This window comes from Virgibacillus sp. NKC19-3, from assembly GCF_019837165.1.
Lineage (GTDB): Bacteria > Bacillota > Bacilli > Bacillales > Amphibacillaceae > Virgibacillus_L > Virgibacillus_L saliphilus.
In genome coordinates this window covers 333633-360344 of record NZ_JAGYHC010000001.1, presented here as the reverse complement: position 1 = coordinate 360344, position 26712 = coordinate 333633, and the positions used below count along the sequence as shown (strand labels likewise).

The window sequence follows — 26712 nt, the reverse complement described above, 5'->3', positions numbered from 1 at the left end:
CCCGGGAAAAACTTCAGTATTCACAGTCAATTCCTATTTTTGGCGAGAAAGTGAGCTAGTTATCAGCGCTTATTGCAGATTTATCAGCATTCGAGCTATTTTATCGGCGATCATGCCATCTTAGGTATGTTGTACATCTAGGTAGCAGCGTTTACGCCATTTACAAAAGTGAGCTCAGAGGCTATTCCCCTAAGCTCACGTAATGAATATCTATTCTTCCAACCTACCATCACGAATCGTAATAACCCGATCGCATAAGTCCAGCACGCGTTCATCATGTGTCACCATAATCCCTGCTTTACCGCGTGTTTTGATTTCATTAGCTAGCATTTCTACAACTTGGCGTCCCCGTTTGGAGTCCAGGCTTGCGGTCGGTTCGTCCGCCAGGATTAGTTTCGGGTCATTCACTAGCGCGCGGGCAATAGCTACACGTTGACGTTCTCCGCCTGATAATTCACTTGGATAATTCATGGTTCGATGTGTTAATCCGAAGTGTTCTAATAGTTCCTTTCCTCTTTCACCTTGTTTATTTCTTGCTATGACGTTAATGACTTTTAACTGATCTTTTACCTTTAAATAGGGAATTAAATGTGCTGCTTGAAAAACAAAGCCGATTTTCTCCAGTCTGCGGTTGGTTATTTGTTTTGATGATAAATTTGCTGTGTTTTCCCCGTCGAGGAAAATTCTCCCGCTACTTGGTGATAAAAGTGCTCCCGCAGTTGACAACATCGTACTTTTACCAGAACCTGATGGACCAATAATAGCGATGAATTCTCCTCGGTTTACTTCCAGTGAAACGTTGTCCAGCGCTCGAAATTCCTTCGGCCCGTCTTTGTATATTTTTGATACACTTTCCATTATCAGTGTCATTTTCCTGCCCCCTCTATGGCTTCAATCGGATCGATTTTAACAACTTGGACGAGCGAAATGATCGCACCAATGATAGATACCAATAAAATCAATAAAGCGGTTTGCAACATGCCACCTGCCGTTAGCTGAAATGGCATATCTGCTGGCAACAAAGCGGCTACACCTAATGTTAGGCCGACTGCTATGATAATACATAGGATAGAAATCAGTACAACCTGGCTGATTAAATTTTTCACCAGATACGCCGTTCTTGCTCCCAGTGCTTTTAATACGCCAAATTGATCTCGCTTTTGCAGTGTAATGACATAGAAAAAGGCTGCTAGGACAAAAGCTGCTATAACATATAGGAACATAATCATCATATTCAGAGAGCCTTGTTCCTGGGAATAGCTCGGGATCCCTTGTAACGCCTCTTCTTTCGTTACCACGTCAAACGAATCTTGCAGCGCTTCTATATTTGCTTCTTGTCCCTGAATGGCGATGGCGTTGATATTTTCCGCTTGCCCGCCATGAGCAAAGACGACAGATGTATGGCTATATCGTTGATTCTCTACAAAACCGACAATCGTCCGTTCACTATTTTCACCAAAGCCTAGGGTATCACCAATTTCGACACCTTCCTGCTTTAACGAATCATCCACAACGACTTCATGTTCATCGTTGATTGCTCTGCCTTCACTAAGAGGAGGCATAAGCATTCCACCTGCTTCCGTGACAAATAAAGCGACATCCGCATTTTGATCGGAATCATTTACGGATACATTCATCATACGGATGGATAAGGAACTCGCTTCCTCCACCCCGTTCCATTGAGCAATGTCTTCCTTTTCTTCTTGAGGGATAAAAGACGTTGTCATATCCAACTCTGCATCCGGGTCAATAAGTAGATAATCTGCATTAAGATGCTGGATGGCAGATGCATTATCCGCCGACAGCCCCTGTGCAAGACCCGAAATGATAAAGATCAGACATGCGATCAGTACCATTATCAATCCAATTAATATATAACGGACCTTAGCATGCATTAATTCTCGTATGGCAAGAAACATATCAATTCACTCCTATCCTTTCCATACGTTAAACATACCAATGGAATATGAATAGAAGATGAACGGTGAATTACGGTTTCGGAAGGCTCACCGTAAATGTCGAACCCTTACCAATTTCACTGTCAATTCGAATGGTTCCATCATGCAGGTCGATTATTTTCTTCGCAATTGCTAAACCTAAACCGGTGCTATTTTCCGTTCGTGTTCTTGCTTTATCCACTTTATAAAAGCGATCAAAAAGTTGTGGGATATCCTCTTCTGCAATACCAATTCCTGTATCCCCAATGATTACATGTACCACATTTTTATCATCTATTGTATGAAGTGTGACGGTACCTCCAGAATTCGTGTAGCGAATGGCATTTGTTACGATGTTCATCCAAACCTGCTGAAGCAACTTTTGATCACCGGTAACAGTTGTGGGGGCTACATTCATTTCAATGGCAATTTCCTTTTCCCGCCACTGCCACTGCGTAGCTGAGGCCACTTCCTTTAATTGCTCCGCTACATCAAGAGGCTGCATCTCGTTACTTTCCATTTCACTATCTAAAAAGGAAAGTGTCAGTAATTGTTTACTTAGCACAGATAATCGCTTGCTTTCCTTTTCAATGATATCTAAATAGCGCACGTTTTCTTCTTCAGACAGATCTTTTTCGTGTAATGCCTGTGAAAATCCTTGAATCGACGTAAGCGGGGATTGAATTTCGTGGGAGACGTTGGAAACAAACTCCTGCCGCTTTTCCTCTGTTCGCTCAAGGTTATCGCTCATTTGCCTAAAATCATTTGCAAGCTTTCCAATTTCATCACGTCTGTTCACATCAAGTTTCATACGATAATTACCGGTTGCAATCTTTTTCGTGGCTTCTGTCAATTTTTTAATAGGGTTAACAATAATCCGGGAGCTTATTAACACGAATAAAAAGCTGAAAAGCAATGTGAGTACAAGCATCACAGCTAAGAATATACGCATTTCACCAAATTGTTGTACCGAATCGGGACGTATAAATAAGGCATGGTTCACCCCTTCGACCGCTATCGGAACCCCAATTGTATTGGACAGTTCATTATCAAAAAATCCAGTAATAAATGGGCGCCATGGATAGTTCGCAATACCATGATAAATATCGCCATGCAAAACAGCCTCTATATGAGCGTGATCTATTTCCTCTGATTCAAAAGGGTCCCCAAATGACTGCGCTGTTCCATTTTCATTAACTAAATAAAATTTATAACCTAAATCCGTCATCGCTGTTAAGTAGGGTACGATTTGTTGGTTGTTTTCTTCGTATATCGCTACTATATTTTCCGCAATATGGGTAACCTTTTGATCATTTTCCGGCTTTAGGTAATGTTGATAATAAATATTTGTACCTACGAAAGCAATAATCGCACTTGCAATCATAATCGCCATCGTAGTTACAATGATTCGCACATATAAGGTTCGCATCGGATAGATCCTCCCATTTTTCATTTCCGTTTTCTCATAATATCGAAATAATATGAACAGAAGATGAACTAATCAGGTACCTCCATTTTATATCCCAATCCTCTAACAGTTGTTATGGTAAAATCCATATTTTCTGCAAACCGTTCGCGAAGTCGCTTAATATGTACATCTACCGTGCGATCATTTCCTTCAAAATCATTTCCCCACACAAGTTCAATTAATTGCTCTCGTGTAAATATTCGATTCGGGTAGTTCGCTAACTGCGCGAGAAGCTCGAATTCCTTTAGTGGAAGAATCATTAATGTACCATTGGATTTCACTTCATAGCTTTTTCGATTAACGGTGGTGCTTCCAATGTGAATAATCTCCTCATGAAGCCTTTGAAATCTCCGGAGTAATGCCTTGACGCGAAATAGCACTTCTTTCGGCTCAAAAGGTTTCACAATATAATCATCTGTACCCGCTGTATAAGCTTTTTCCTTATCAGTGATTTCTCCTTTAGCTGTTACCATCAGAACCGGAATATCATAGTACGTCCGAATGTCCCTGCAAAGTGTGTAACCATCTACATTCGGCATCATAATATCAACAATAGCTAACTGCACACTATGCGCTTCTAGAAGTTGCAATGCCTCTTCTCCATCTGAAGCTTCCATTGTTTTGTAGCCTTCTTTTTGCAGGTAAAACCGTAATAGTTCACGAACATGTGGATCATCATCAACGGTTAGAATTGTAATCATTGTCGAACCTCCAATCATTTATTTTTGATTCGAAAAAAACCGCCCTCATCCCAGAGAGCGGCTTGTAGACCATCATTTATTCCCTCATTCCCAACAAATCATCTATCACTTTCGCCACGCGTTCTACATACATTTCGCAGTCTTCCTTCGTGGGTGCTTCTACCATGACACGGACAAGTGGCTCTGTTCCAGACGGTCGAACCAGTACACGCCCCTCATCACCCAATTCTTTTTCAACTGCTTCGATTTCGCGGTTAATGTGATCATTTGTCAGTGCTTCATGTTTATCCACCACTTTTACATTTTTCAGTACCTGTGGGAAAATACGCATTGCCCCTGCAAGTTCGGATAAGGTCTTGCCTGTTTCTTTCATGACATTCACAAGTTGAATGGCGGATAACATCCCGTCGCCTGTTGTTACATAATCCAAGAAAATAATATGCCCGGATTGTTCGCCGCCGAGATTGTAGCCGCCTTTTCGCATTTCTTCCATGACATATCGGTCACCTACGGACGTTTTGTCACTGTGCACGCCTTGTTTCTCCAGCGCTTTATAAAAGCCGATATTGCTCATTACTGTCGATACGACCGTATTATATTTTAGGATACCCTTTTCATTCATGTATGTTGCACAAATATACATGATCTGGTCGCCATCAACGATATTTCCTTTTTCATCAACAGCGATTAAACGGTCTCCATCACCATCGAAAGCCAGTCCGATGTCAGCTTCTTTTTCTCTTACAAATTCTTGCAGTTTCTCTGGATGTGTTGATCCTACATGATCATTTATATTTAACCCATCCGGCGTGGAACCGATCGAGACAATATCGGCCTCCAGATCGGCGAATAAATGCGTCGCCAAGGTAGATGTTGAACCATGTGCACAATCCAGCGCAATACGCAAGCCATCGAAATCATTATCGACCGTATCCTTCAAGAAGGAGAGATATTTTTGACCGCCTTCAAAATAGTCATTAACGACACCAATATCTGCGCCAACAGGGCGTGGGAGGTCATCATCCCTGTCCATAAGACGTTCAATTTCATTTTCCTGATCGTCGGATAACTTAAAACCGTCCGAGCCGAAAAATTTAATACCATTATCTTCAACTGGATTATGAGATGCCGAGATCATAATGCCAGCCTGTGAACTTGTTGCTTTTGTTAAATAGGCAACGCCAGGCGTTGAAATAACGCCAACACGCATGACCTCTGCACCAATGGATAGCAGCCCGGCTAAAAGCGCACCTTCCAACATGTATCCGGAAATTCGTGTATCGCGCCCGATGATGATTTTTGGCTTTTCTGTTTCCCTGGTTAAAATATAGCCGCCAAAACGTCCTAATTTAAATGCCAATTCCGGTGTGAGTCCCTTATTTGCAACCCCTCTTACACCATCTGTTCCAAAATATTTTCCCATTGCTTTACCTCTCCTTTATATCTAATTCGACCTAGTGAGAGCGATGTTTATTAACTTTCTGTGTAAATCTTTTCAGGTATCCCTTACGTAATTTCAACGGTTACTTCTTCAAATTCTCCTGTAATTGGAAGATCATCCGGGCCTTCAATCGTTACAGGAACGGTATGCTCACCTGCTTCCAAATCACTTACATCAACGGATAGATCAAAGTCTTCTGCAGTCCATTCATTTCCATCCGCTTCACTACTTGGAATTCTTATATCCATTTCCGGGTTGTCCGGTTCTACAAAGGTAGCGTCTTGTCCATCCTGCAAGCCTTCTATCTCAATAGGAACATCTTCGATGGATTGCGCCTGATCCACCTCAACATCGACTTCTACCGACTCTGTTTCTGATACCGCCCCTTCCGGCAATGACAAGCTTGCATCAATTGTTTGTGACTCTGTGATTTCTGATAAATCTATATCCTCTGTAGAAACACTTTCAATTTCATCCAAGACATCTGTCGTAGCGAAAATTTCTACCTCGTCCATATTAGCATCTAGTGACTCTAAAGCATACCCATCTGGCAACTCCCCGGTTGTTGAGACATTGATTGATACGGTTTCGCTTGGATTAGTTATATCTGCAGATACAACAGCATTTTCAGGTTCCACCCGGACATTCAGTTCGTTTCCTTGACTATCATATACATTAACGGGTACTTCACGATTGTTAATGGATTGATCTAATCCGGATACATTCACAAATACTTTCACCATTCCTATTTGGTCAATGACACTTCTTGAACTAGTAATAGATACCGACGCCGGTTCTACTTCATAATCACCGAGTTCAAAGCCTTCTGCAAGTTGATCACTATTAATAAAATCCACAGTTACCGGGAATTCCTCTGTAGCTCGTTCTTCTATCGTCACCTCGGTTGTTTTGGGTTCGATGTATACGGACAATTCAGGTGGTATATCCTCATATTGAATCTCCACTTCATGCGTTCCTTCTTCGAGCCCTTCCAAGTTAACAAACGTATCAAAATTGTGTTGTCTTTCTACTGGCGTCAATATTCTGGTAACACCTTCCAATGTGACATCGACATACTCCGGAACACCACTTACGACATAATTTTCTTCATCCATACGCACATCTACCGGAACATTTTCCAGTGTACGTGTCTCTTGAGATGCCTCCGGGAGAAGGGTATTCTCCTCATCCCCCGTATCTGTTTCTATACTGACCGTCACATATAGTAATATGGCAAAAGCCAAGGCTATAATCCGGACGAACCATTTACTTTCAAACCACTTATCCATTCTTTTTCCCCTTTCGTTTCCAAGACTTTCTTTCAGGGGTTTTAAAATGTAATGATAAATTTTCGTTTAAAATTTTACGAAGATCTTCCAGGTCAAGTTCTCGACGTAATTCTCCGTTACGTGTACAGGAGATATCACCGGTTTCTTCAGATACAACAATCGTAAGCGAATCTGTCACTTCACTAACACCCATTGCTGCTCTGTGCCTCGTTCCCAGTTCCTTTGATATATAGGGACTTTCTGATAATGGCAGATAACAGGCCGCAGCCACAATATTTTCCCTTTTTATAATGACAGCACCATCATGAAGTGGCGTATTTGGTGTGAAAATATTTGTAAGCAGCTGATGGGTTAACCTTCCATTTATCGGTATACCTGTTTCTGCATAATCTCCCATTCCTGTTTCACGCTCAATGGTAATTAATGCGCCAATACGTCTTTTTGCCATATATTTACATGATTGTATAATTGCTTCTATATTTTGTTCGATTAATTCCTCTTCAGATCTGGCACTTCTTGCAAAGATATTTCCCCTTCCAATTTGCTCCAATGCCCGTCGTAATTCCGGTTGGAATAAAATGGCAATCAGGAGAAATCCCCATAGAATAGCTTGTTCTGTCAGCCATTCTATTGTTTGTAAGTTAAATAAAATACTTACCATTCTGACTGCTAGCACAACCACGATCCCTTTTAAAAGCTGAATCGCCTTTGTGCCTCTTATCAACATAAGCAGTTTATATAATACATACCAGACGAGAGCTATATCTACGCCTATTCTTAGCAGATTTAAAAGATTGAGTCCCCCATCAAGCATGTTCACACATCCCTCTGTACATAAAATCAGCAAGCTTACTTATTATAACATAATTTTGCATCCGACATGAATAAATTAATCAAAAAATCAAGGAAATAGAGGGACGGCTCTTTCGCTTCTTTATTTAAAAACGAAACACATTTTGAAATACATATTCCACCTGATACCATATCCAATCAAAAAATTGATCAATCTGCTTTAATTCGCCACTAACCTCACCAACAGAGGCCATTAACGGTTCTCCTTGCCTCGGTTCATCCTCAATTAATCGACCATTAATCAATGTAACATTTCCATCTACGCTTCCATCAATCCTTAAATCGCCATTTTTAACATATACGTCCCCGGAGACCGTTACATCTGCAGGAACAATAACGGTATTCTCTTCGATCATTAAACCCTCCTGTTTGGAGACAACTAGCTCACTATCTTGATGCCATGTTGCAAACACACCACTAATCATAAAAATAAACAGGAGCGCTGCTGAGACAACCAGTGGATGTGCCTTCCACATGCGCAGATATGTCACACGTTTCTTTTCAGCGGGTAATTTTTGCATGACATTCTTTGTGAAATCCGCTGGTGCTGACACTTGCTCTGTACTGGGAAGAAGTGTGATTGTTCGTTTTAGTTCATATAAATGCCGCTGGCAAGCTTCGCATTCTTCTAAATGGGAGCTGAGTATTTTCTCTTCCGCTTTGCTTAAATCTCCATCTAAATATGTATGGATAAGTCTGTGTGCCTTATCATGGCAATTCATATGAACCACACTCCTTTACACATAACGCAATTTCTTCCGTAAAGCTTCCCTTGCACGATGAATACGCGTTTTGACCGTTCCGAGTGGAATATCCATGGTATTACTAATCTCTTGGAGAGAAAACTCTTCTATATAACGCAAAATAATGATACTCCGATATTTCGGCGGAAGTCTTGTAATCTCTTGGTGAATGTAGCGCTGCAATTCCCGACTTTCCGCCTCTTCTCCCGGAGATGGTGTGTTACTGATAAGTCGGGAATACATATCCAACCCTTCTGTCCCTTTGATCTTATCATCAAGAAAATAATCCGGTTTTCGTTTTCGAATATGATCAATCGTGACATTTGTAGCAATCCGATAGAGCCATGTCGAAAATTTTCTACGGTCATCAAACGAATGGATATTTATATAAGCCCGAATGAAGGCTTCCTGTGCAATATCCTCCGCTTCGTGTGCATTGCCAATCATTCGAAAGCAATGTCGATAAATTTTATCCTGATAGAAGGCGATCACATCTTCAAAAGCAGATTGATCCCCTTTCTTTACCTGTCTTATTTTATCTCTAATAACTTGCTCCATACTTCTACCTCCGCTAACGATGCGGTATTTATGTTACGAATGATGACATGTAAAGGTTTCATTAGAAATTTAATTATTTTTATGCGTTTAGGCTTGCTTTTTCCTGGGTACTTTTATAATATATTATACTGGAAAGGAGGATAGTTTTGTGGAAAAAGTTCAGTTATTAGAAAAAATTGAGGAATGTCGGCACGAAATGATTTTATTAACTCAATCGCATGAATTAACTTCCGAGACGGTTATTGCGACCAGTGAAAAGCTGGACAATCTTATCAACGATTACCAAAATTACGCACACTAAAAGACTTCTTAAGATTGGACAAAAAGAAAAATAAAAATAGGGTAAAAAAAGACATCAAATTTCTCCATACTTAGAGGTTTAATGTCTTTTTTCATGTGCTACGAATTTATAAAATGGATATACGCTGACGCTTTTGTTTACTTATTTCAGTTTTTCGCCAAAGAGGGAGCCCATTAGACCAACTGCTACTTCCGCTGTTTTATTTTTTTCATCTAAAATGGGGTTTACTTCAACAATTTCGGTAGATGTTAAGATATCTGCCTCTGCTATCATTTCCATCGCCAAATGGCTCTCACGATATGTAAGCCCGCCAATTACGGGAGTACCTACACCAGGCGCTTCAGATGGATCCAGCCCATCAAGGTCAAGGCTTAAATGAATTCCGTCTGTTCTTTCCTTGAGATAGTCGATCGTTTCTTTCATGACGTTAGACATGCCTATCCGATCAATTTCATGCATGGAGTATACATTAATTCCCTTTTCACGGATCAATTCCTTTTCTCCGGGATCAAGGGATCGAGCCCCAACAATAACAATGTTTTCCGGTTTTATTTTAGGTGTATATCCGAGTATATTCGTTAGTTTCTCATGGCCAATCCCTAAACTAGCCGCTAGTGGCATCCCGTGAATATTACCCGATGGGGATGTTTCACTTGAATTCAAATCACCATGCGCATCATACCAAATCACACCTAAATTCTCATAATGCTTGGCTATTCCAGCTAAACTGCCAATCGCAATACTATGGTCTCCACCAAAAATTACCGGGAAACGATTTTTCTCTATTTCCTTATCAACAGTGGAAGCAAGCTCTTCATTTGCTTGTATGACTTGCTTTAAATTTTTCAAATTACTCTCTTCCATTGCTTTCGCCGTATCCGGGCGAGCTATTGTTATATCTCCTAAATCATGGATATCATTTTTTAGTTCCTGCAGTTTTTCAATTGCACCAGCGTAACGCAAAGCACTTGGTCCCATGTCTACCCCGCGGCGACTTTGGCCCAAATCCATTGGCACGCCAATCACTGACATATTATCTTGCATGGTTCCAACCTCCCTCTTTCTTATTGTAGCCAAAAAAGACCCAATGACTCAACTCGACATTTCAGTGTATATATATGCATTAGAAAAAGCAGGCTTTCCTACCTGCTTTCATCGCGCTTAGCTTCTATAGCCCCGTATTCGTATGGTTGAATAGCTAGCGGCTTAATTCCTGCTTGCTCCCACGCTTGCATTAATGCTTTAGCCTTCTCCTGTGAAGGCATAAACGCAATACCGCAATCACCACCGCCAGCTCCTGAGGGCTTACCGGCACCACCATAACCTTCCGCTAAATCACATAATGTCCGCAATAATGGGGTTTCAATATCTACATTCGCATGTTGCCCCACTGCCTGCAGTGCTTGTCTATTTTCTTTGACACCTTTTAGTAAAAGAGCAATGTCTGATTCTGTCATTCCCTTTAAAAAATCCCCAACAGCGTTTTCACTACTTGTAAGAAATTGTTGAAATCGGGCGGGATCATCATTTTTTAGTTTTAATATTTCATCGACAAGTTTCTTCGTTGATGCAGGCTTTCCCGTCCAGCCAATACACACGTATACATCCTCGAGCAGCTTCATCGGTTTGAGAGAAAAGTAAACCCAGTCCTGCTCCAGAAGTTCTTGCAGTGTTTTCGCATTCTCATACGCTTCGATTAACCAATCAGACTGAAAAGACGAATATTGAAGAAAACCTCCATAGGAAGACGCCGCTACATCAGCTCCTGAGCCATTTCGCTGTGTAATCACATGGGAAACAGCTGCAAGTTTAAATATCAACATTGCAGATGGGCGATAGGGCAAGTATTTTTTTAGAATAGCTGTAATAACGGATGTTACCACAGCTGCACTTGATCCGAGGCCATATTTCACACCCGAGACGTCATCCAACTCACTTCTGATTGACAGCTTAAACGGATCAGGCTTAACGTCATGTTCCTTTAAATAGGTAAACGCTAGACTCATTGCTTGCTCGATGAAATGCACCCGTTCGTCATCGGTATCAATCTTCACGTCTTTATTGTTATATGCAAAGCGGAGATCATGTAGTTTAAAATCTTCCAGTGTCAACCTATTCTTATCGCTTTGCTGAATACTTGCATATACAAAACGATCCACAGCCATGACAACAAGGTTATGATGGGGATGAAGGACAGCAAACTCTCCTGCTATCATCAACTTCCCTGGCACTTTTATGGTCATTGGTGTACGGCACAAAATCGTTCAACCCCTATAGAAAGCTTACTCCCCGACCTGGTTTACTTAAAATTACGTCTTCGGCACCAGGTATGTCACGGAGTGTCTTCTCAACAGTTTTTTCATTCTCCGGTAAATAAAGGACCTTCACATTTGGCCCGGCATCAATGGTGAAAAATGCTGGAATTCCTTCCGCTCGCATGGCTTGTACAGTTTGCATAACTGCAACTGTCTTGTCTGTCCAATACGTGAAAGGAGGATTGGCACCCAATGTCGTGGCATGCATTTTCAGGCAGTTGGCTTCTGCAATCTTTCCAGTCTTTTCAAAATCCCGGTCCATGATCGCTTCTTTTATCTGCTCCAGGTCATCGGCAAGGCTTCCTAACCAGCCATCATAAAAGGCAGATGTTTCAACTGTTCGCCTCATTCCATCACGACTCGACACGTTTTTCCTCGTATCAGACAGGACAACAGCAGCAACACGAATATCCCAGTGGTCCTGCGAAGCAATCGGTACAGCATATGAATCGGAACCATCTGGACGTCCGCCCATTTGCCACTGCGCGAAGCCACCATAAATCGAGCGTGTGGCGGAACCTGAGCCTTGGCGGGTTATTCTTGATAGCTCCTGATCACTTAACTGTAAGCCAATCGCTTTTGTTGCTGCAGCAGCAAGTGCTGCAAAACCCGATGCCGATGATGCAAATCCAGCTGCAGTGGGAACGTCATTTATCGAATGGACATCTGCATATAAATGTTTTTCCCCGGCAGTTTGACGGATCAGATCGAGAAATCCACTCACACGTCTATACGACTCACCTGAAATAGTCTCATCGTTAATGGTAACATGATCATTTGCCAAGTTCTCCCGAAATTCGACGCTTGTAGTCGTAGAAAACCCATCTAATGTCAAAGAAAGACTACTGTTTGTCGGTAATATTAGAGGTTCGTTGCGTTTTCCCCAATACTTAATTAAGGCAATATTTGTATGTGCTTTCGCAGTAGCCTTCATTGTTTTTCCCCTTTTTAGCAGTAAGAAAATAGTCTCTTACTGCATAAGTGTAACTAAGGCTGGCACCAAAAGACTTGATGACAACCGAGTTTTCTACTATCTAGTCTTTTTTCTTTAGTACAAAAGGCCACACAGCCTGTGCTCCAACTTTCTTTAGTTTCTCGGCAAGCTGGCGTGAGTGCACTTCATTTTGAGCAAGTGCAATAATGCAGCCTCCATTACCGCCGCCTGTTAATTTCGCACCTAAGGCACCTTCCTGGCGCGCAAGATCAATAAGTCGATTTAATCCGGAATCACTTACGCCTAGGGATTCCAGTTCTTTCTGCGCTTCATTCAACATATGGCCTAGGAAGTTTTTGCTAGCCTTTTCTAATGCATCTTTGGCATGATGGGTTAGCTCCCCGATGCGATCCAGTTTTGCCTGAATTCTTTTAGGTGCAGACTTTAATAAATTGGCTACAGAACCAACAGAAAGTCGGGTATCTCCAATTCTGCCGGAATCTGCTACAACAAAGTGAAAATCCTCACTCAGATTAATAAATTCAATCGGCAATTCTCTTTCATACCATACTGGTGAACCAGACGTTATGGTAAGTGTATCAATACCGCTTGGTGCACCATGGGCGTAAGTTTCGGAGATATTGGCAAGCTCGAGTAGTTCATCTTCCGTATACGCCTCCCGTGCATACGCAAACAAAGATTTGACCACAGAAATCGCTACGGAAGCACTAGATCCAAGCCCTTTGCCATGCGGTATAGATGAATTTATATTAATTAATAAATCCTGACATGGTAACTGAAGGTAATTCAATGTTTCTTTAATACAATTGGTGATACCACACAGCGATTCCGGAGCTAATTCAATTGGCCCGTGGTAAAAAGAACTATCGATTTTTATAGTCCCTGGCACATATTCAACAACGGACTCCACACCAACTAACGGAAAGGGAATAGCAATGGCAGGTTGTCCGTGTACAACTGCATGCTCCCCAATCAAAATTAATTTACTATGAGCTATCCCTATAGCTGTTTGTTCTGTGGTTGCTTTTTGTATACTCATTTTATATTTTGTTCCACCAATTCTTTAGCTTTTCCAACACGGATTTCGTTTTGTTCTATTAATTGATCAGCAATAATATCAATCATCTCCCCAGAAGCCCCTGCTGCAATGGCAACAGAGCGAGAATGTAAAGCCATATGGCCTTTTTGAATACCATCCGTTACTAACGCCTTTAATGCACCAAGGTTTTGTGCTAATCCGACTGAGACAATAACTTGGGCTAATTCTTGAGCGGACTTCACATCTAACATACTGTGTGCCATTTTGGACATGGAATGGACCTGCGTGGATCCACCTACCGTTGCCACAGACATTGGTAATTCCAGCTCACCAACCAGATTTCCTGCCCCGTCTTTGAACCAGGTCGTCATGGAACTGTACTGGCCGTTTCTGGCTGCATAGGCATGCGCACCTGCTTCCACTGCTCGCCAATCATTTCCTGTTGCAATAACAATTGGATCAATCCCGTTCATAATCCCTTTATTATGGGTAACTGCACGATATGGGTCCATTGCTGCAAATTCATAAGCATGTACAACCCCGTCGCGCACTTCTTCTCCTGAGAAGTTTTCTGTTTCGAGTAATGCAGGGGGGATCACACACCGGGAACGTGCTAAACATTTATCCGCATAATTGGATAAAATTCGCAGGTAAACTTTCCCTTTCGTTAAATCTTCCACTGTAGGGGCTAAAGCCTCTACCATCGTATTAATGATATTTGCTCCCATCGCGTCACATGTATTAACGTAAACATGTAAAACAAGCATTTGACCATATCTGGAATCCGATCCTTCATGGAGTAATCGTACCTCCAGGTCCTCAGCACCTCCACCTCTGGCTACCAAGCTGGGGTAAGCTGCATTCGCATCCTCTAATAAGGCTTCCTTTTCACTTAGAAGCGCACGCTTTGCAGCTTCGATGTCCGGGCTGCCAACTACTTGAATTTGACCAATCATAACCCGATCTGTAGCCTCAGTTGTAAAGCCACCGGCCTCTCGCACGATTTTGGCAATATAGCTTGCTGAAGCAACAATAGATGGTTCTTCAACTGCCATTGGTACGACATATTCTTTCCCATTTATAAGGAAATTCAATCCCAAACCAAGTGGTAATGAAAAGGTTCCAATTACATTTTCGATCATTTTATCAGCAGTATCTGCCGGTAAAGACGCATCCGAGAATAAATCAGCGGTCTCTTCATCCGTAAATGTATGCATATCTTGCAATAATTTTCTTCGCTCATCAACAGTCATATTATAAAAACCTGGGATTCTGGAGGTTTTCATACCTTATCATCCTTTTGTATAGCGTCATTGTTCAAAAAGGTATAGTTCCATTTTAATATAAAACACATCTAGAATAAAATTATAACATGTATATGCTTCGTTCGTGATTATAAAGTAAATTTTTATGTTTTCATAACAATTATCTTCTTATTTTTATAATCCCTTTTTAAAACAAAATTACTCTATCTATTATGTGAAAAAAAGCATTAAAATGCAAATAAACAAGGCTGCCAATTGGTACGACTACCTTGTTTACGTTTAATCACGGTATAATGTTGCCTTTTAAAATTAAATTCAGGATTATAAATCAATAGTGAGCCATGGAGGGTTCGAACCTCCGACCCTCTGATTAAAAGTCAGATGCTCTGCCAACTGAGCTAATGGCTCATCGTCGTTTTAGTGAGCGTTTTATGAATAAAAACGTGTTTGTAAACGTTGTATACTGTTACCTGTGGGTATTGGGTAAATTCCTCTTTATAGAACAAAAGCGAAAAGGAACCACGGTGAGGTAACGAACCGATGATGACTTTCGCCACAGGCATAAGTGCGACTATGGCTCTGCCTGCGCCTGTCGGCTTGTCAGTCGCCAAGTCTTCTTTATCGTAGGGAGCTCTCGTGTTATCTCCTCGTATTTGGCGCTTGTAGCTGGACGTAGCCATTAATCAATAATACATTATGCCCAAGCAAATCATTTTATAATTTCCTAGGCAATTAAAAATGGCTGGGCCACCAGGATTCGAACCTGGGGTACACGGGATCAAAACCCGATGCCTTACCGCTTGGCTATGGCCCAAAAATAGAAATGGTGGAGGGGGAGAGATTCGAACTCCCGAACCCTGAGGGAGCGGATTTACAGTCCGCCGCGTTTAGCCACTTCGCTACCCCTCCGATAGTCTTGACGGATATAAATGATTTATACATTAAATTTTTTATATCAAGTAATGGTGCCGGCCAGAGGACTTGAACCCCCAACCTACTGATTACAAGTCAGTTGCTCTACCAATTGAGCTAGGCCGGCTTATTATGGATGACCCGTACGGGATTCGAACCCGTGTTACCGCCGTGAAAGGGCGGTGTCTTAACCACTTGACCAACGGGCCATGAAGTAGTGTATTCACACTCCAATATGCGCTTGTCGTAAACCGACGAATTTTATTATAACGAGTCCTACAAACTTTGTAAAGGGCGAAATTAATTTTTTTCATATTTTTTTCATAGGGAGAAGGTTTGCCTATATAAAATGCTAAAATTAGATTTCTCTAACGATACCAATTAGGTTATAATGGATGAAAGAAAAATAGTTGGAGGTTTACGTATGTCTAGTTTATTAGAAGGAAAAAATATCGTTGTAATGGGAGTCGCGAACGAGCGAAGCATTGCCTGGGGGATAACGAAATCATTACATAACGCAGGAGCAAATTTAATTTTCACCAATAGACAGGAAAGATCCTATCAAAAACTGACCAAGCTTCTTGAAAAAAAAGCGATCGAAGCAACATTAATCGTTTCTTGTGATGTTGCAAGTGATGAAAGTATTCATCATGCTTTTGCTGAAATTAAAGAAAAAGTCGGCGTTGTTCATGGAATTGTACATGCTGTTGCCTTTGCAAACCGCGATGAGCTCAATGGCGAATATGCAGACACATCACGTGAAGGGTTCTTATTAGCACAGGAAATCAGCGCATATTCACTCGTAGCAGTAACAAGAGCTGCCAAATCGTTAATGACAGAAGGCGGCAGCATCGTTACCCAAACCTATCTTGGAGCAGAACGCGTTATCAAAAACTACAATGTCATGGGAGTTGCAAAAGCATCATTGGAAGCTAGTGTAAGATATTTAGCAGAAGATGTTGGAAAGTACGGCATACGCGTAAATGCCGTATCTGCCGGTCCTATACGCACTTTATCCGCCAAGGGTGTATCAGGATTCAATGAGAAGGCAGGAATTATTGAAGAAAAAGCTCCACTACGCCAAAATGTGGACCAAGATCAGGTTGGCGATGCAACGTTATTCTTCATGAGCGAACTTTCCAGAGGTGTAACCGGCGAAGTCATGCACGTTGACTCCGGATACCACATTATTGGCGGATAAATATTAATTAAGGCGCTCAACTGCTTGGTATTAAGCAGCAGGCGCCTTTTCTTTATACGGGATGTATCGTATTGTTATCGGATTCAAGTGTGCTTGCTTAGCACTTTCGAAACATATCACGAATATGGCATTTGCCAGGCATGATAGCCGCTTTCCTGCATTATAGATCCAATCACATCCACCTGTGTTGGCATTGTATGCATCAATGATGTCAAAGACCCGATTAGCAAACCGATCCCAAGCAAAAGCAAAACAGCGATAATCGTTCCGAGCAACTTGTTGTTGTCCATACACACCTCCCCCTTCAGGTAGGTTAATATCCCCTCGTGTTTGGATAGTGAATATGCCCATACATTAATTTTATTAGTAGACATGTTAAATTGTTACTGGGGGTGGAAGTGTGTATTTAGCTAATTAATTAAAAGATAATCCTATGAAACGCATTTCTCCCCCCCACTTCATAATCAATAGCAATGTCGTTTTTAATTTAAATTCTATATATTTCATAGTGTTTGATTCTGTAGCATTCATACCAGTGAAAGGGGAGCTTACTTCTTGATGTACGAAATTAGCTCCCTGCAGTGCATCACAATGTATACAAGCATTTACAAAATAGGTGGTTTGAGTAGTCTTGGAAAATTTATCTTTACAATTTGTTTGTTCAACAAGATACTTTTTTATATTTCTTGGTAAGGTCCTATTGATCGGGATGTAAACAACATCATAGCCTATAAGTTTCTCAATATTTGTTGCTTTATGAACAATATCTATAAGATCTTCACTTTTAACTGCAAAGGTATAGACTGGTGTTTCCTTGAGCTTTATGGTCTGCATGCATACTAACGGGACAATCTACAAACTTACGATCCTTTTGTGTAATTTCGTTTTTAGACATACGTAACTTCCTACCTTTTTACGTTTAACAGATTTCCTATGGAATAATAGGAGACCTGTGACAAATCACATTTTTTGATAGTATTAGTGCTCTTACAATGTAGTAATAATTGGACCTTCCTTGGTAAGGATAATCGTATGTTCGTATTGGGCGACAAAGCTTTCGTCGGTTAGGAAGGTCCAGCCATCTTCGGATTGGAAAACTTCCTCTTCAAATGTAGAGATAAAAGGTTCAAAAGCAACTACCATTCCATCTTTTAACATTTCGTCATCCCAACGAGAATAATAATTGAAAATATGGTCTGGTGCTTCATGAATGGAGCGACCAACACCATGGCCAGTAAGATTTTTTATAACTGTTAAACCATGCTGTTTTGCTACATTGTGTACGGCCTTTCCGAGTCCACTTTTTTTCGAGCCCGGCTTTGCCCTCTTCAGCCCAGCATCGAATGCTTCTTTAACAACATCACATATTTTCTGTAAAACTTCTTCCCCTTTCCCGGCTACAATCGAAACTCCCGTATCTGCGAAATAGCCATTTTTCGAACCTGAAACATCAATATTAACAAGATCCCCTTCTTGAATGGTCCGTTTTCTCGGAATTCCGTGCGCTACTTCTTTATTTATGCTAATGCATGTATACCCAGGAAAATCGTACTCTCCCTTTGGAGCAGATTGTGCCCCTGTTTTTTCAAACATTTCTCTCGCCATTTCATCAAGCTCTTTTGTAGTAATTCCTGGTTTCGTACAACGGACTAATTCATCTCGAATCGTTCCGCAAATTTCACCAATTTCTTTTAAGCCATTAAAATCCTCTTCGGTCTTAGCAATCACTGTATTCCTCACCTTTTAACGTATTTTATGTTTCGTATTCTATTTGTTTTTAGTATACCATGACGTTTTCGTTCTAGGGATAAAAATCTACATTTATATCTTCATTCGTTGCCGATTGACTGTGTGGTTCCATTCATTCCCAAGGAGGGGGCAGCTAATGATGACTGCCCACTCGTGTTCATCAGAATCATGATCATGTTCCACTTCTACTTTTACGAAATCTCCCACAATAAACTGTCTTGTCGGCGTCACGCTTGAATCGTAGTTCACTCCTCGTTCTGTTTTCATAAACGTTACCTAATACTTTAACATTTTTCCTGCGTCGTTATGCAGCAATATGGCCCGATAACCCTAAAAATGAGGACAACATTTATTGTCTTTGCTTAATAATCTAGTTGACGTCAATACAAGAGGAAATCTTCTTCATGTTCTTTCATAATGGATCTTTGAACTTTACCATCTATTTTTATTTGTAATTTCCCTGTTTTACTAAACAGATTTATTATCCACCTGATTGGAACCCATATGTAAAAGCTGGCATCCATCAACCGAATAAACCGACAATTCAAAATGGATTTTTTACTGTTGGCAAATATAGTTGTTCGACACTATTTAATCAAATTGATTATATAATTAAATTAAAATTTGTACTTGAATCTCCAGTTGCGTCACCTTTTACAATCAATTTAGTTACCCAATAAAAGCAACAACAAAATAAATTATGATACGGGAGGTCGTGCGCAATGAAAAGAGAGAGTATGTTAAATAGGGGATTGGCAAGCTTAATACACCTATTCTCGTTATTGCTTACTTTTATCTTACCTATATTGGTATACTTGGGGACTAAGAATAGAAATACATATTTTGCAGATCACGCAAAAGAAGGGATGAATCTTCACTTTACTTTTTTCCCAATTCTTTTGATCTTAAATTTACTGCATATGAGACCTGCTTTTACGTATAGTCTTCTAACCCTTGAAACAATATTGATATTAATTGCAGCAATGTATGCCCTAAGGGGAAAAAAGTTTTCTTACCCTGTTATACGTTATTTTAAAGTCTAAAGGGTAGGGGCAATAAGTAAATAAAACAAGAGGTGAGGAAAAATGTCGAATCAAGATATATTTACTATCGGAGAATTAATGCAAAAGTCCGGCGTCAGCATTAGAACGCTTCGATATTATGACAGTATAGACTTACTTAAACCAAGTGATTATACAGCGGGCGGGCATAGACTATATTCAAAAGAGAATTTATCTACCCTTCAAAAAATTAAATCCTTGCAGTTTCTCGGTTTTTCCCTAAAAGATATTAAAACCATGCTTCAAAATAACGTTGCTGAGGGAGCGGAAATATTGAAATCATTAAACAATCAAAAACAGCTATTTGAAGCGAAAAAACTTGAAATCATTAATATTTTAACTGATTTAGATCATCTTATTGAAACAATAGACAATGAGAAAACCATCAATATCAACATATTTTGTGCGATGATACAAAAATTAATTTTTGAAGAAGATACAAAAAAATGGTTTGAAGATCATTATTCTAAAGATATAACGGATGAATTATTTAGTATAAATAATTCCGAAGAAATTGATTTAGGTAAAAAATGGACAAAAATTTTATCTAGTATCAAACATGTAACGTTTACCGGAGCTATACCGTCTTCCAAGGAATCACAACAAATAATCGAATCATTAATGGAACTTATGAATGAAACTACGAAAGGAAATTTGGATTTAATTACAGAAAAACTACCATCCACAGAGTCCTTTTCATTCCCTAATCCTTTTACAGAAAAGGAACAAGAGTTTTTAAAAGAGGCTATGGAAATCTTTCGAAAAGATAACGCTGGGTTTAGGTTTTAAGGGGAAAACAGTAAATTACTCTGGACATGTATGATATTTTCGTTCCGGCAGCGATTCCCCTTTTTGAAAACATCGCAATGATACCGATTGCGACGATGGGCGGACTTCCTACATTTCCAGTAGTGATCCCTTCCTTCCCTAGAAAATTATAGTTCGGTTTGCGTTTCTCCGAAGTGCTTGATTTACAATAAAAAAGCATTGATTTCAAGCATAAAAGCTTGCATATTGAACAGGGATATCTCGAACATGAAAAGGAAATAGGCCGATTAAAACAAATGCCTCTTTTACCATTAAACTATACCGGCAAATAAGAAAAGTTGTCATTTAAATAAAAAAACTTTCACCCAAACAGGCCAGCTTTTGTAACCATTACGTTTGAAGTGTATTAGAAACTCATATCATGCGACCCATATCTCCAGTTTCTATGTTAGCTATTGCTTTTTTACTACATGTACTGAGAAAGATAACAAAAACCAACATTCATATTTTTTATTGATGAACATCTTTTTAGTTACCTTTTTGTGACTTTTTAAAAGTCACAGCAGGTTAAAGAATATTTGTTGAGTGAAAATGGAATTCTTTACTTTTAGTATCAATCATTACATATAAAATTCGTGATAAAAGTTCTTTAATTTTATTAAACAATCGCCCCCGATTGTTTAAGTGTTCCAATATTATTTACCCAAAAATTTTTAAGTGCATATTATGATATTCATCGCACTTTTCTATCTATGAGATGATGCATATTCAAATCTAACATAACCAATTTCAGAAGCATTTTTCATTAATTCGAGATTTAGCCAGGAGGCTAGTTTATGAAATTCCACCTCGTTATTAAAGGGGAACTTACTGTAATGTTTACTGTTTAAATCTTCTTCTGTTACGTTTGATAATATCTGTTCCCATCTTTCTATCAGAGAGTTGATCGTTGACTTGACGGTTTCTACATTTTCATTAACATTGATATCCTCTTTGGTTAGCGTACCATCACCAAAAGAATGATTAAAAACCATTTCCCACCAAAATGTTATATGCCACAATGTCCAAGCAATACTTGGTGTACCAATCTCATAAGCTTCGGATTCAGGTAAGTCAGCATACCAATTTCCATCTGCTTCTTGAATATATAGTCCACTATTAGGGGAACGCCACATATATTCATCCTGACTTAATGATGAAAGATGGTATTCGAGAAGTTGTCTTGAAATGCTAAATTGAAATTTAATATTATCCCTTAATGCTGTATCAGTATTGGTCATGAAAACATGTCCCTTCTAATCTAATTAAAAATAATGCTATCTTTACATAATCATACTATATCACTACCCACTTTTTAAAAAAAGCTTGAAACAGATTATGCTGTTTCACTAAAATGGTTCTTCGTAAAGATGAGGCGCACTTTCTATTCTAGAAAAGGCGCCCGATTGCGGTACACATTTATTGATTATCCAAGACATCTCTTAATACCTTTGTACTTTCAGGTGATATGTAACAAACATCTATCCTTTAAAAGGCAACATGATTTCAAATCTAATGCCACCTAATGTTTTAGGGTGTGTTATAACTATTGTTCCATTTATGGACTCTATTAATTGTTTTGTGATATATAAACCCAGACCTGAATTCCCATGCAAGTTTGGTCTGGATTGATCCTCCCTGTAATGTTTTTTAAACACCTTTTCCCAGTTTTCCTTTTTAATGCCTTCCCCTGAATTCTCTAATGCTAATAGAAGATGATTATCTGATTGATTTATTGTAAAAATGATTTCCCCTCCATTAGGGGTATACTGGACAGCATTAGAAAAAATATTGTGCAGTATCCTGTTCATTTTTAAATGGGGGACAGTGATGTTCATATCCACTGTTGATTGGTACGAATAATTAACTGATTTGTCCTCCATTAATGGTTTAAAATCGGCTTCTATTTCATTGATTAAATTGAATAACGTTGTTTCTTCCTTTACAGCGGTTGGATTTTTAATACTTCCTGCAACATTCATATTTTCTAATAAGCTATTTGCTTTAGCGATGTTTCGGGTAATTATTTCTACGTTCATTTTTTGTTCTTCACTCATTGATTTATCATTTGCCAGTGTTTCCGAACTCAATCCAATAAGTGTAATAGGTGTTTTTAAATCATGTGATAAACTTGACATCATTACTGCCCAATCGGAATCCTTTTTCCAATTTTCATATAGTGATTTTTTTAATTCTCCTTGCATTTGTCTAAAGGATCTTGTTAACTGCCCAATTTCATTATTAGAGTCGTAGTTTAAATAAAAATCAAGGTCTTTTTCACTAATTTTATGGGATGCTGTCATCAACTCTTCCAGCGGGGTCTTAATTGTTTGATATAGCTTGTTGATATAGTACCTTGAAAAGATAATAAAATATATAATTGGAGACAGAAGCATTAAGAAAACTAATCCCAATATAATGTAACGATAGTATTCACTTGAAAACATTGCTTTCAATTGATATGAATATACCCATATTCCCTCTATTTCTTCATCCGTACTAATGGGAAAAATTTTATGATAATATCCATTGCTGGAAATAGTTGTATTAATAAGCTCCGGAATTGACTTACCTTGAAAAAGGGAGCTCAATCTTTCAGGACCAGAAATCATTGTTCCATCCATAGAATATTCACTTAAATATACACCATTATTTTGTAGCGTATTTTGTTTTTCTAAGAATTCGTTCTCATCCATATATCTAGGAGTATTTTCTCTCATCTCTAAACTTGCTTCAATTGCAGTATTTTCTGCATGGTTGGCTGGAGTAATTTCACGCATCATGTACGCAATTAGAGTACTAAAGGCTATAATTGTTAAGAAGGTCATCATAACCGTCCACATAATACTTTTCGTGTAAAGTTTTCTTATATCTTTGCTTAATGATTTTTCCACTGATAGCCAATCCCCCATACAGTTTGTAAATAGTCATATTTATAACCGAAGTCAGCTAATTTATGTCGAACATTTTTTACATGTTCCACAACAGATTGTACATCCCCAATACCTTCGATTCCACTGATATGATTATATATTTGTTCCTTTGTAAATACTTGTCTAGGAGAGGATAATAACATAACAAGTAAGTCATATTCTTTTTTTGTGAATGGGATAGGATTCATCTTGTAAGAAATTTTCCTCGATAACAAATCAACCTCTAAATCATCGATAAATATGCGTTTTCTCTTTTCTTTTTCATAGGAATCCAGAAAACGTTCTTTCATCTTAAAAATAGCTTCTATTTTTAGGGTTAATTCCTCTAAGGAGAACGGCTTAGAAATAAAATCATCCCCACCTAGTGACAAAGCTTTAATGCGATTCATTTCATCTGACGCTGCACTTATAAATACGATTGGACAATCCACTTCCTGACGAATACTCTCGCAAACTTCAAGTCCGCTCCGTTTTGGCATCATGATGTCCAAAAGGACAAGATCAACGGAGGTATTTATTTTGTTAATTGCCTCTTGCCCATCTGTTGCTTGAATGATTTGATAACCCTGCTTTTTTAAATGTAAGTTAATTAAATGCCGCATATCTTCTTCATCTTCTGCAATTAAAATATTCTTACTCATTAATCGTTCTGCCCTCCCAACGATTGAACCAATAAATAACAGCGGCTAACAGTGAACCGCTAACTAACAGGAACATACTTAAAATAAAAAGTGAAAATTCATATGACTGGTCTATCACATATAAATATCTCGTTCCGTAGAGTAAAGGAATATACGTCCATATTGTATCACCCAAACTATTTGCTCCAAATAAGACTAAGAATAAAGTTGAAAATATACCCATACCTAAACATAAACTCATGTTCATTTTAAGTGCAACAAACCACAAAATAATGATGAACGGCAGGGAAAACAATGTTGATAATAGAAGGTAATACATCATATATTGATTATACGTACTACCTACTAATAACCACAATGGCAAACAACTAATGAATGTACTGATGCCTACAGAAAGCCATGATAAAAATACCATATTCATCAACCATTTAGCACGACGAGGTAACTGTAATAAATGATTAAAGTGTCCAATTTGTTCTTCATATTGTGTATACAAACTAATCATTAATGCAATCCCACAAGGCAACAAGCAATTATAATATAATGCGTACGCAAAAAATACTTGCTCAGGGTCATTAAACCTGCCTAAATACCAATATAATAGCAGCCCATATAAAATTGGCAGAGCTGCCATTACTATTATCCAATTTGTATGAATTAATTTTAATGTGGTTGCTTTTATTAAATTCATTTCATCACCTTTTTCTTAAAAACAACAGCGAATACAATGGATAGTAATATAAAGTAGAGAATGCTGCTAGCAATACTGATTCCTAATATAGAAGAATCTAATAACGGGCTTCCAGGTTCAATTTGGGTACCATTCGGATGAATTCCCATGGTTGCGGCAGGGATTCGAAGCATATTTCCCCAAGGCGCCAACCAAAACGTCGAGTAAGGTGCTAATAAAGTTACACTAATTAAGGCTCCCAATAAGTTAGTTATTACAGTAATAATTGTACCGAAATACTGCGAAATAACTAAATTGAATGGTATCAGTGGCAAGAAGGCTAGCGTAATTAAAAAAGTTGTATAGATAATAGACAAAACATTTGGCATCTCATTAAAAGTAAATAGGGATCCTCCCACAGCAATGACGATAATAATGATGGAGGATAACAGTTGGTAACCCAGCATATTTATGATTTTAGAATACCATGTCTTAGACAACGATAAATTATTGGAGGTTATCGATTTATAATTACCACCCTTTTTTTCCAAACTAATATTTAAACTACATGTAATCGCCTGACCAATTGGCAAGAACACTAATGGCCATAGATTAAATATCAGGCCTAAATAAGCATTAAAATTTCCTGACTTCGTAACAAAAAGCGAGGTATAAATGGCGAATAGCCAGAAACATAACGGAATAAATAATAACAATCGTATAGATATAGATCCCTTCATTTTCAAGCGTTCAGCTTTTAAATACCCAGTCATGACAGCATACCTCCCCTTTGACTAACAGTAATATCAAAGAATAACTTTTCTAAATCCTCTTCATGATTATTCGCCTTTTCATATTCTAAAGTACCATTATGAATAATCCCAATTGTATCTGACATCAGCTGAATTTCAGATAAAATATGGCTCGATATCATTATTGTAATACCATCTTTTTTTAATTCATTAAATAATTGACGTAACTCTTGAATTCCCATCGGATCAAGACCGTTACTTGGCTCATCAAGTACTAATAATTTGGGTTTTTTAATTAAAGCCATTGCAATGCCTAACCTTTGTTTCATGCCCAAAGAAAAGTTTTTAACTTTCTTCTTACCAGTGTTCGCTAAATGAATTCTCACCAAAACAGGACTAATTTCAGTTAATGGAATACCTTCTTGTAAACAAAATATTTTTAAATTGTCATAGGCGGTTAAATTCCCATAAATAGCTGGTCCCTCAATTAAAGAACCAATTTCATGTAAATCCTTTCTATTCCATTTATGACCTGCGAACATTATTTCGCCTGACGATGGTCTAAATATGCCACATATTATTTTCATCAAGGTTGATTTACCAGCACCGTTCAGACCAAGCAGCCCATAGATTTCACCATGTTTTACATGCACATTTATATTTGTTACTACTTTCTCTGACTTGAAAACTTTTTCCAATTTTCTTGTCTTTAACATATATTCAGACATAAGATATCAAGCTCCTTTCCGTTGATAACTTAAGTCTAGCACTCAATTATAAGGAATTTATAAGGAAGGGGACAAAAGGATTGAAAATCACTAAAGATCCGATTTATAAAATTTAGATAAAAAAAGAGGCTGGGACAAAAGTATTTTTAACAAATAAATTCCGAACATACATCGCTTCGGAAATATACTTTCCGCGGGCGGCTGGTGAGCCCCCTTGTGCTCGTCGTGTTGCAAGTGACTTCGAGGGGCAGCACTCCTCGCAAAAAAGATTGCTATTGCACTTCGGTGTCCCACCTATGCCTTCCCTCCCGCTGGAGTCTCCGCATATTTCCTACGCTAAGTTTGATAATGTTCGTCTTTTTTATTAAACACGTTTGTTTTGTCCCAGCCTCTT

At 38.9% G+C, this 26712-nt stretch carries 28 protein-coding genes and 5 tRNA genes; 4 read left to right on the top strand and 29 right to left on the bottom strand.

Annotated elements, in window-relative coordinates; translation table 11 throughout:
• Positions 1-210: 210 nt before the first annotated feature.
• The 9 genes from KFZ56_RS01880 to sigW all read right to left on the bottom strand — a co-directional run bounded on the left by KFZ56_RS01880 (position 211) and on the right by sigW (position 8989).
• Positions 211-870 carry an ABC transporter ATP-binding protein gene (locus KFZ56_RS01880; RefSeq protein WP_222639881.1) on the bottom strand — a complete coding sequence of 220 codons (660 nt, stop codon included), beginning with the start codon at positions 868-870 and terminating at the stop codon, positions 211-213.
• Positions 867-1919: an ABC transporter permease gene (locus tag KFZ56_RS01875; RefSeq protein ID WP_222639879.1), complete on the bottom strand. Its 1053-nt coding sequence runs from the start codon at positions 1917-1919 to the stop codon at positions 867-869. Before KFZ56_RS01875 ends, KFZ56_RS01880 begins: the two co-directional genes overlap by 4 nt.
• Positions 1920-1989: 70 nt before the next feature.
• Positions 1990-3366, bottom strand: a complete 1377-nt coding sequence (locus KFZ56_RS01870; RefSeq protein WP_222639877.1) for a sensor histidine kinase — start codon at positions 3364-3366, stop codon at positions 1990-1992.
• A 68-nt stretch (positions 3367-3434) separates the two neighbouring features.
• The gene (locus tag KFZ56_RS01865) at positions 3435-4106 is read right to left on the bottom strand and encodes a response regulator transcription factor (RefSeq protein ID WP_222639875.1); all 672 of its coding nucleotides are present in this window, start codon (positions 4104-4106) and stop codon (positions 3435-3437) included.
• A 76-nt stretch (positions 4107-4182) separates the two neighbouring features.
• Entirely contained in the window at positions 4183-5529 is a 1347-nt protein-coding gene (gene glmM, locus KFZ56_RS01860) for a phosphoglucosamine mutase (RefSeq protein ID WP_222639873.1), read from the bottom strand.
• Positions 5530-5612: 83 nt separating this feature from the next.
• The gene (locus tag KFZ56_RS01855) at positions 5613-6836 is read right to left on the bottom strand and encodes a CdaR family protein (RefSeq protein ID WP_222639869.1); all 1224 of its coding nucleotides are present in this window, start codon (positions 6834-6836) and stop codon (positions 5613-5615) included.
• Complete coding sequence (cdaA, locus tag KFZ56_RS01850; protein ID WP_222639866.1) at positions 6829-7650, bottom strand: diadenylate cyclase CdaA; 822 nt, start codon at positions 7648-7650, stop codon at positions 6829-6831. Before cdaA ends, KFZ56_RS01855 begins: the two co-directional genes overlap by 8 nt.
• Positions 7651-7774: 124 nt before the next feature.
• Positions 7775-8410 carry an anti-sigma factor family protein gene (locus tag KFZ56_RS01845; RefSeq protein WP_222639863.1) on the bottom strand — a complete coding sequence of 212 codons (636 nt, stop codon included), beginning with the start codon at positions 8408-8410 and terminating at the stop codon, positions 7775-7777.
• A 15-nt stretch (positions 8411-8425) separates the two neighbouring features.
• Positions 8426-8989 carry an RNA polymerase sigma factor SigW gene (gene sigW / locus KFZ56_RS01840; RefSeq protein WP_222639861.1) on the bottom strand — a complete coding sequence of 188 codons (564 nt, stop codon included), beginning with the start codon at positions 8987-8989 and terminating at the stop codon, positions 8426-8428.
• Between the two features lie 148 nt (positions 8990-9137).
• On the opposite strand from sigW, the gene KFZ56_RS01835 reads away from it, so the two are divergent.
• Positions 9138-9290 carry an aspartyl-phosphate phosphatase Spo0E family protein gene (locus KFZ56_RS01835; protein ID WP_222639859.1) on the top strand — a complete coding sequence of 51 codons (153 nt, stop codon included), beginning with the start codon at positions 9138-9140 and terminating at the stop codon, positions 9288-9290.
• A 141-nt stretch (positions 9291-9431) separates the two neighbouring features.
• On the opposite strand, the gene rocF is transcribed toward KFZ56_RS01835, so the two are convergent.
• The 10 genes from rocF to KFZ56_RS01785 form a co-directional block, all read right to left on the bottom strand.
• On the bottom strand, positions 9432-10334 hold the full coding sequence (gene rocF, locus KFZ56_RS01830; protein ID WP_222639858.1) for an arginase: 903 nt from the start codon (positions 10332-10334) through the stop codon (positions 9432-9434).
• A gap of 98 nt (positions 10335-10432) precedes the next feature.
• Complete coding sequence (locus tag KFZ56_RS01825) at positions 10433-11548, bottom strand: phosphomevalonate kinase (protein ID WP_222639856.1); 1116 nt, start codon at positions 11546-11548, stop codon at positions 10433-10435.
• A gap of 13 nt (positions 11549-11561) precedes the next feature.
• The gene (gene mvaD, locus KFZ56_RS01820) at positions 11562-12539 is read right to left on the bottom strand and encodes a diphosphomevalonate decarboxylase (RefSeq protein WP_222639854.1); all 978 of its coding nucleotides are present in this window, start codon (positions 12537-12539) and stop codon (positions 11562-11564) included.
• Positions 12540-12639: 100 nt separating this feature from the next.
• A complete protein-coding gene (gene mvk, locus KFZ56_RS01815; RefSeq protein WP_222639851.1) occupies positions 12640-13599 on the bottom strand; it encodes a mevalonate kinase in 960 nt (319 codons plus the stop codon).
• Complete coding sequence (locus KFZ56_RS01810; protein ID WP_222639848.1) at positions 13596-14885, bottom strand: hydroxymethylglutaryl-CoA reductase, degradative; 1290 nt, start codon at positions 14883-14885, stop codon at positions 13596-13598. The genes mvk and KFZ56_RS01810 overlap by 4 nt, the downstream gene beginning before the upstream one ends.
• Before the next feature lie 314 nt (positions 14886-15199).
• Positions 15200-15272 (bottom strand) — tRNA-Lys (locus tag KFZ56_RS01805).
• Positions 15273-15603: 331 nt separating this feature from the next.
• Positions 15604-15678, bottom strand: a tRNA-Gln gene (locus tag KFZ56_RS01800).
• A gap of 10 nt (positions 15679-15688) precedes the next feature.
• Positions 15689-15773 (bottom strand) — tRNA-Tyr (locus KFZ56_RS01795).
• Between the two features lie 54 nt (positions 15774-15827).
• Positions 15828-15903: transfer RNA gene (locus KFZ56_RS01790), tRNA-Thr, on the bottom strand.
• Positions 15904-15913: 10 nt separating this feature from the next.
• A tRNA-Glu gene (locus KFZ56_RS01785) sits at positions 15914-15985 on the bottom strand.
• A gap of 215 nt (positions 15986-16200) precedes the next feature.
• Here KFZ56_RS01785 and fabI point away from each other — a divergent pair.
• Positions 16201-16977: an enoyl-ACP reductase FabI gene (fabI, locus tag KFZ56_RS01780; protein ID WP_222639845.1), complete on the top strand. Its 777-nt coding sequence runs from the start codon at positions 16201-16203 to the stop codon at positions 16975-16977.
• 116 nt (positions 16978-17093) lie between these two features.
• Here fabI and KFZ56_RS01775 read toward each other — a convergent pair whose 3' ends face one another.
• From KFZ56_RS01775 to KFZ56_RS01760, 4 genes are all read right to left on the bottom strand, one after another.
• The gene (locus tag KFZ56_RS01775; protein WP_222639843.1) at positions 17094-17267 is read right to left on the bottom strand and encodes a hypothetical protein; all 174 of its coding nucleotides are present in this window, start codon (positions 17265-17267) and stop codon (positions 17094-17096) included.
• A gap of 124 nt (positions 17268-17391) precedes the next feature.
• Positions 17392-17811, bottom strand: a complete 420-nt coding sequence (locus tag KFZ56_RS01770) for a hypothetical protein (RefSeq protein WP_222639841.1) — start codon at positions 17809-17811, stop codon at positions 17392-17394.
• Positions 17812-17964: 153 nt separating this feature from the next.
• Complete coding sequence (map, locus tag KFZ56_RS01765) at positions 17965-18705, bottom strand: type I methionyl aminopeptidase (RefSeq protein WP_222639839.1); 741 nt, start codon at positions 18703-18705, stop codon at positions 17965-17967.
• 93 nt (positions 18706-18798) lie between these two features.
• Positions 18799-18993, bottom strand: coding sequence for a hypothetical protein (locus KFZ56_RS01760; protein ID WP_222639837.1), 195 nt, complete (start codon positions 18991-18993; stop codon positions 18799-18801).
• Between the two features lie 455 nt (positions 18994-19448).
• On the opposite strand from KFZ56_RS01760, the gene KFZ56_RS19935 reads away from it, so the two are divergent.
• Both KFZ56_RS19935 and KFZ56_RS01750 read left to right on the top strand, forming a co-directional pair.
• A complete protein-coding gene (locus KFZ56_RS19935; protein ID WP_222639835.1) occupies positions 19449-19769 on the top strand; it encodes a magnetosome magnetite crystal formation protein family in 321 nt (106 codons plus the stop codon).
• A gap of 42 nt (positions 19770-19811) precedes the next feature.
• A complete protein-coding gene (locus tag KFZ56_RS01750; RefSeq protein ID WP_222639833.1) occupies positions 19812-20576 on the top strand; it encodes a MerR family transcriptional regulator in 765 nt (254 codons plus the stop codon).
• 725 nt (positions 20577-21301) lie between these two features.
• Here the strand turns inward: KFZ56_RS01750 and KFZ56_RS01745 are convergent.
• From KFZ56_RS01745 to KFZ56_RS01720, 6 genes are all read right to left on the bottom strand, one after another.
• Positions 21302-21835 (bottom strand): DinB family protein, encoded by a 534-nt coding sequence (locus tag KFZ56_RS01745; RefSeq protein ID WP_222639831.1) that lies wholly within the window; start codon positions 21833-21835, stop codon positions 21302-21304.
• Positions 21836-22075: 240 nt separating this feature from the next.
• Positions 22076-23488: a HAMP domain-containing sensor histidine kinase gene (locus KFZ56_RS19815; protein WP_222639828.1), complete on the bottom strand. Its 1413-nt coding sequence runs from the start codon at positions 23486-23488 to the stop codon at positions 22076-22078.
• Entirely contained in the window at positions 23473-24168 is a 696-nt protein-coding gene (locus KFZ56_RS01735) for a response regulator transcription factor (protein WP_222639826.1), read from the bottom strand. Before KFZ56_RS01735 ends, KFZ56_RS19815 begins: the two co-directional genes overlap by 16 nt.
• Positions 24161-24859, bottom strand: coding sequence for a BsaG family lantibiotic immunity ABC transporter permease subunit (locus KFZ56_RS01730; protein WP_222639824.1), 699 nt, complete (start codon positions 24857-24859; stop codon positions 24161-24163). The genes KFZ56_RS01735 and KFZ56_RS01730 overlap by 8 nt, the downstream gene beginning before the upstream one ends.
• A complete protein-coding gene (locus KFZ56_RS01725; RefSeq protein ID WP_222639822.1) occupies positions 24856-25611 on the bottom strand; it encodes a lantibiotic immunity ABC transporter MutE/EpiE family permease subunit in 756 nt (251 codons plus the stop codon). Before KFZ56_RS01725 ends, KFZ56_RS01730 begins: the two co-directional genes overlap by 4 nt.
• Positions 25608-26318, bottom strand: coding sequence for a lantibiotic protection ABC transporter ATP-binding protein (locus KFZ56_RS01720; protein WP_222639820.1), 711 nt, complete (start codon positions 26316-26318; stop codon positions 25608-25610). The genes KFZ56_RS01725 and KFZ56_RS01720 overlap by 4 nt, the downstream gene beginning before the upstream one ends.
• Positions 26319-26712: the final 394 nt, after the last annotated feature.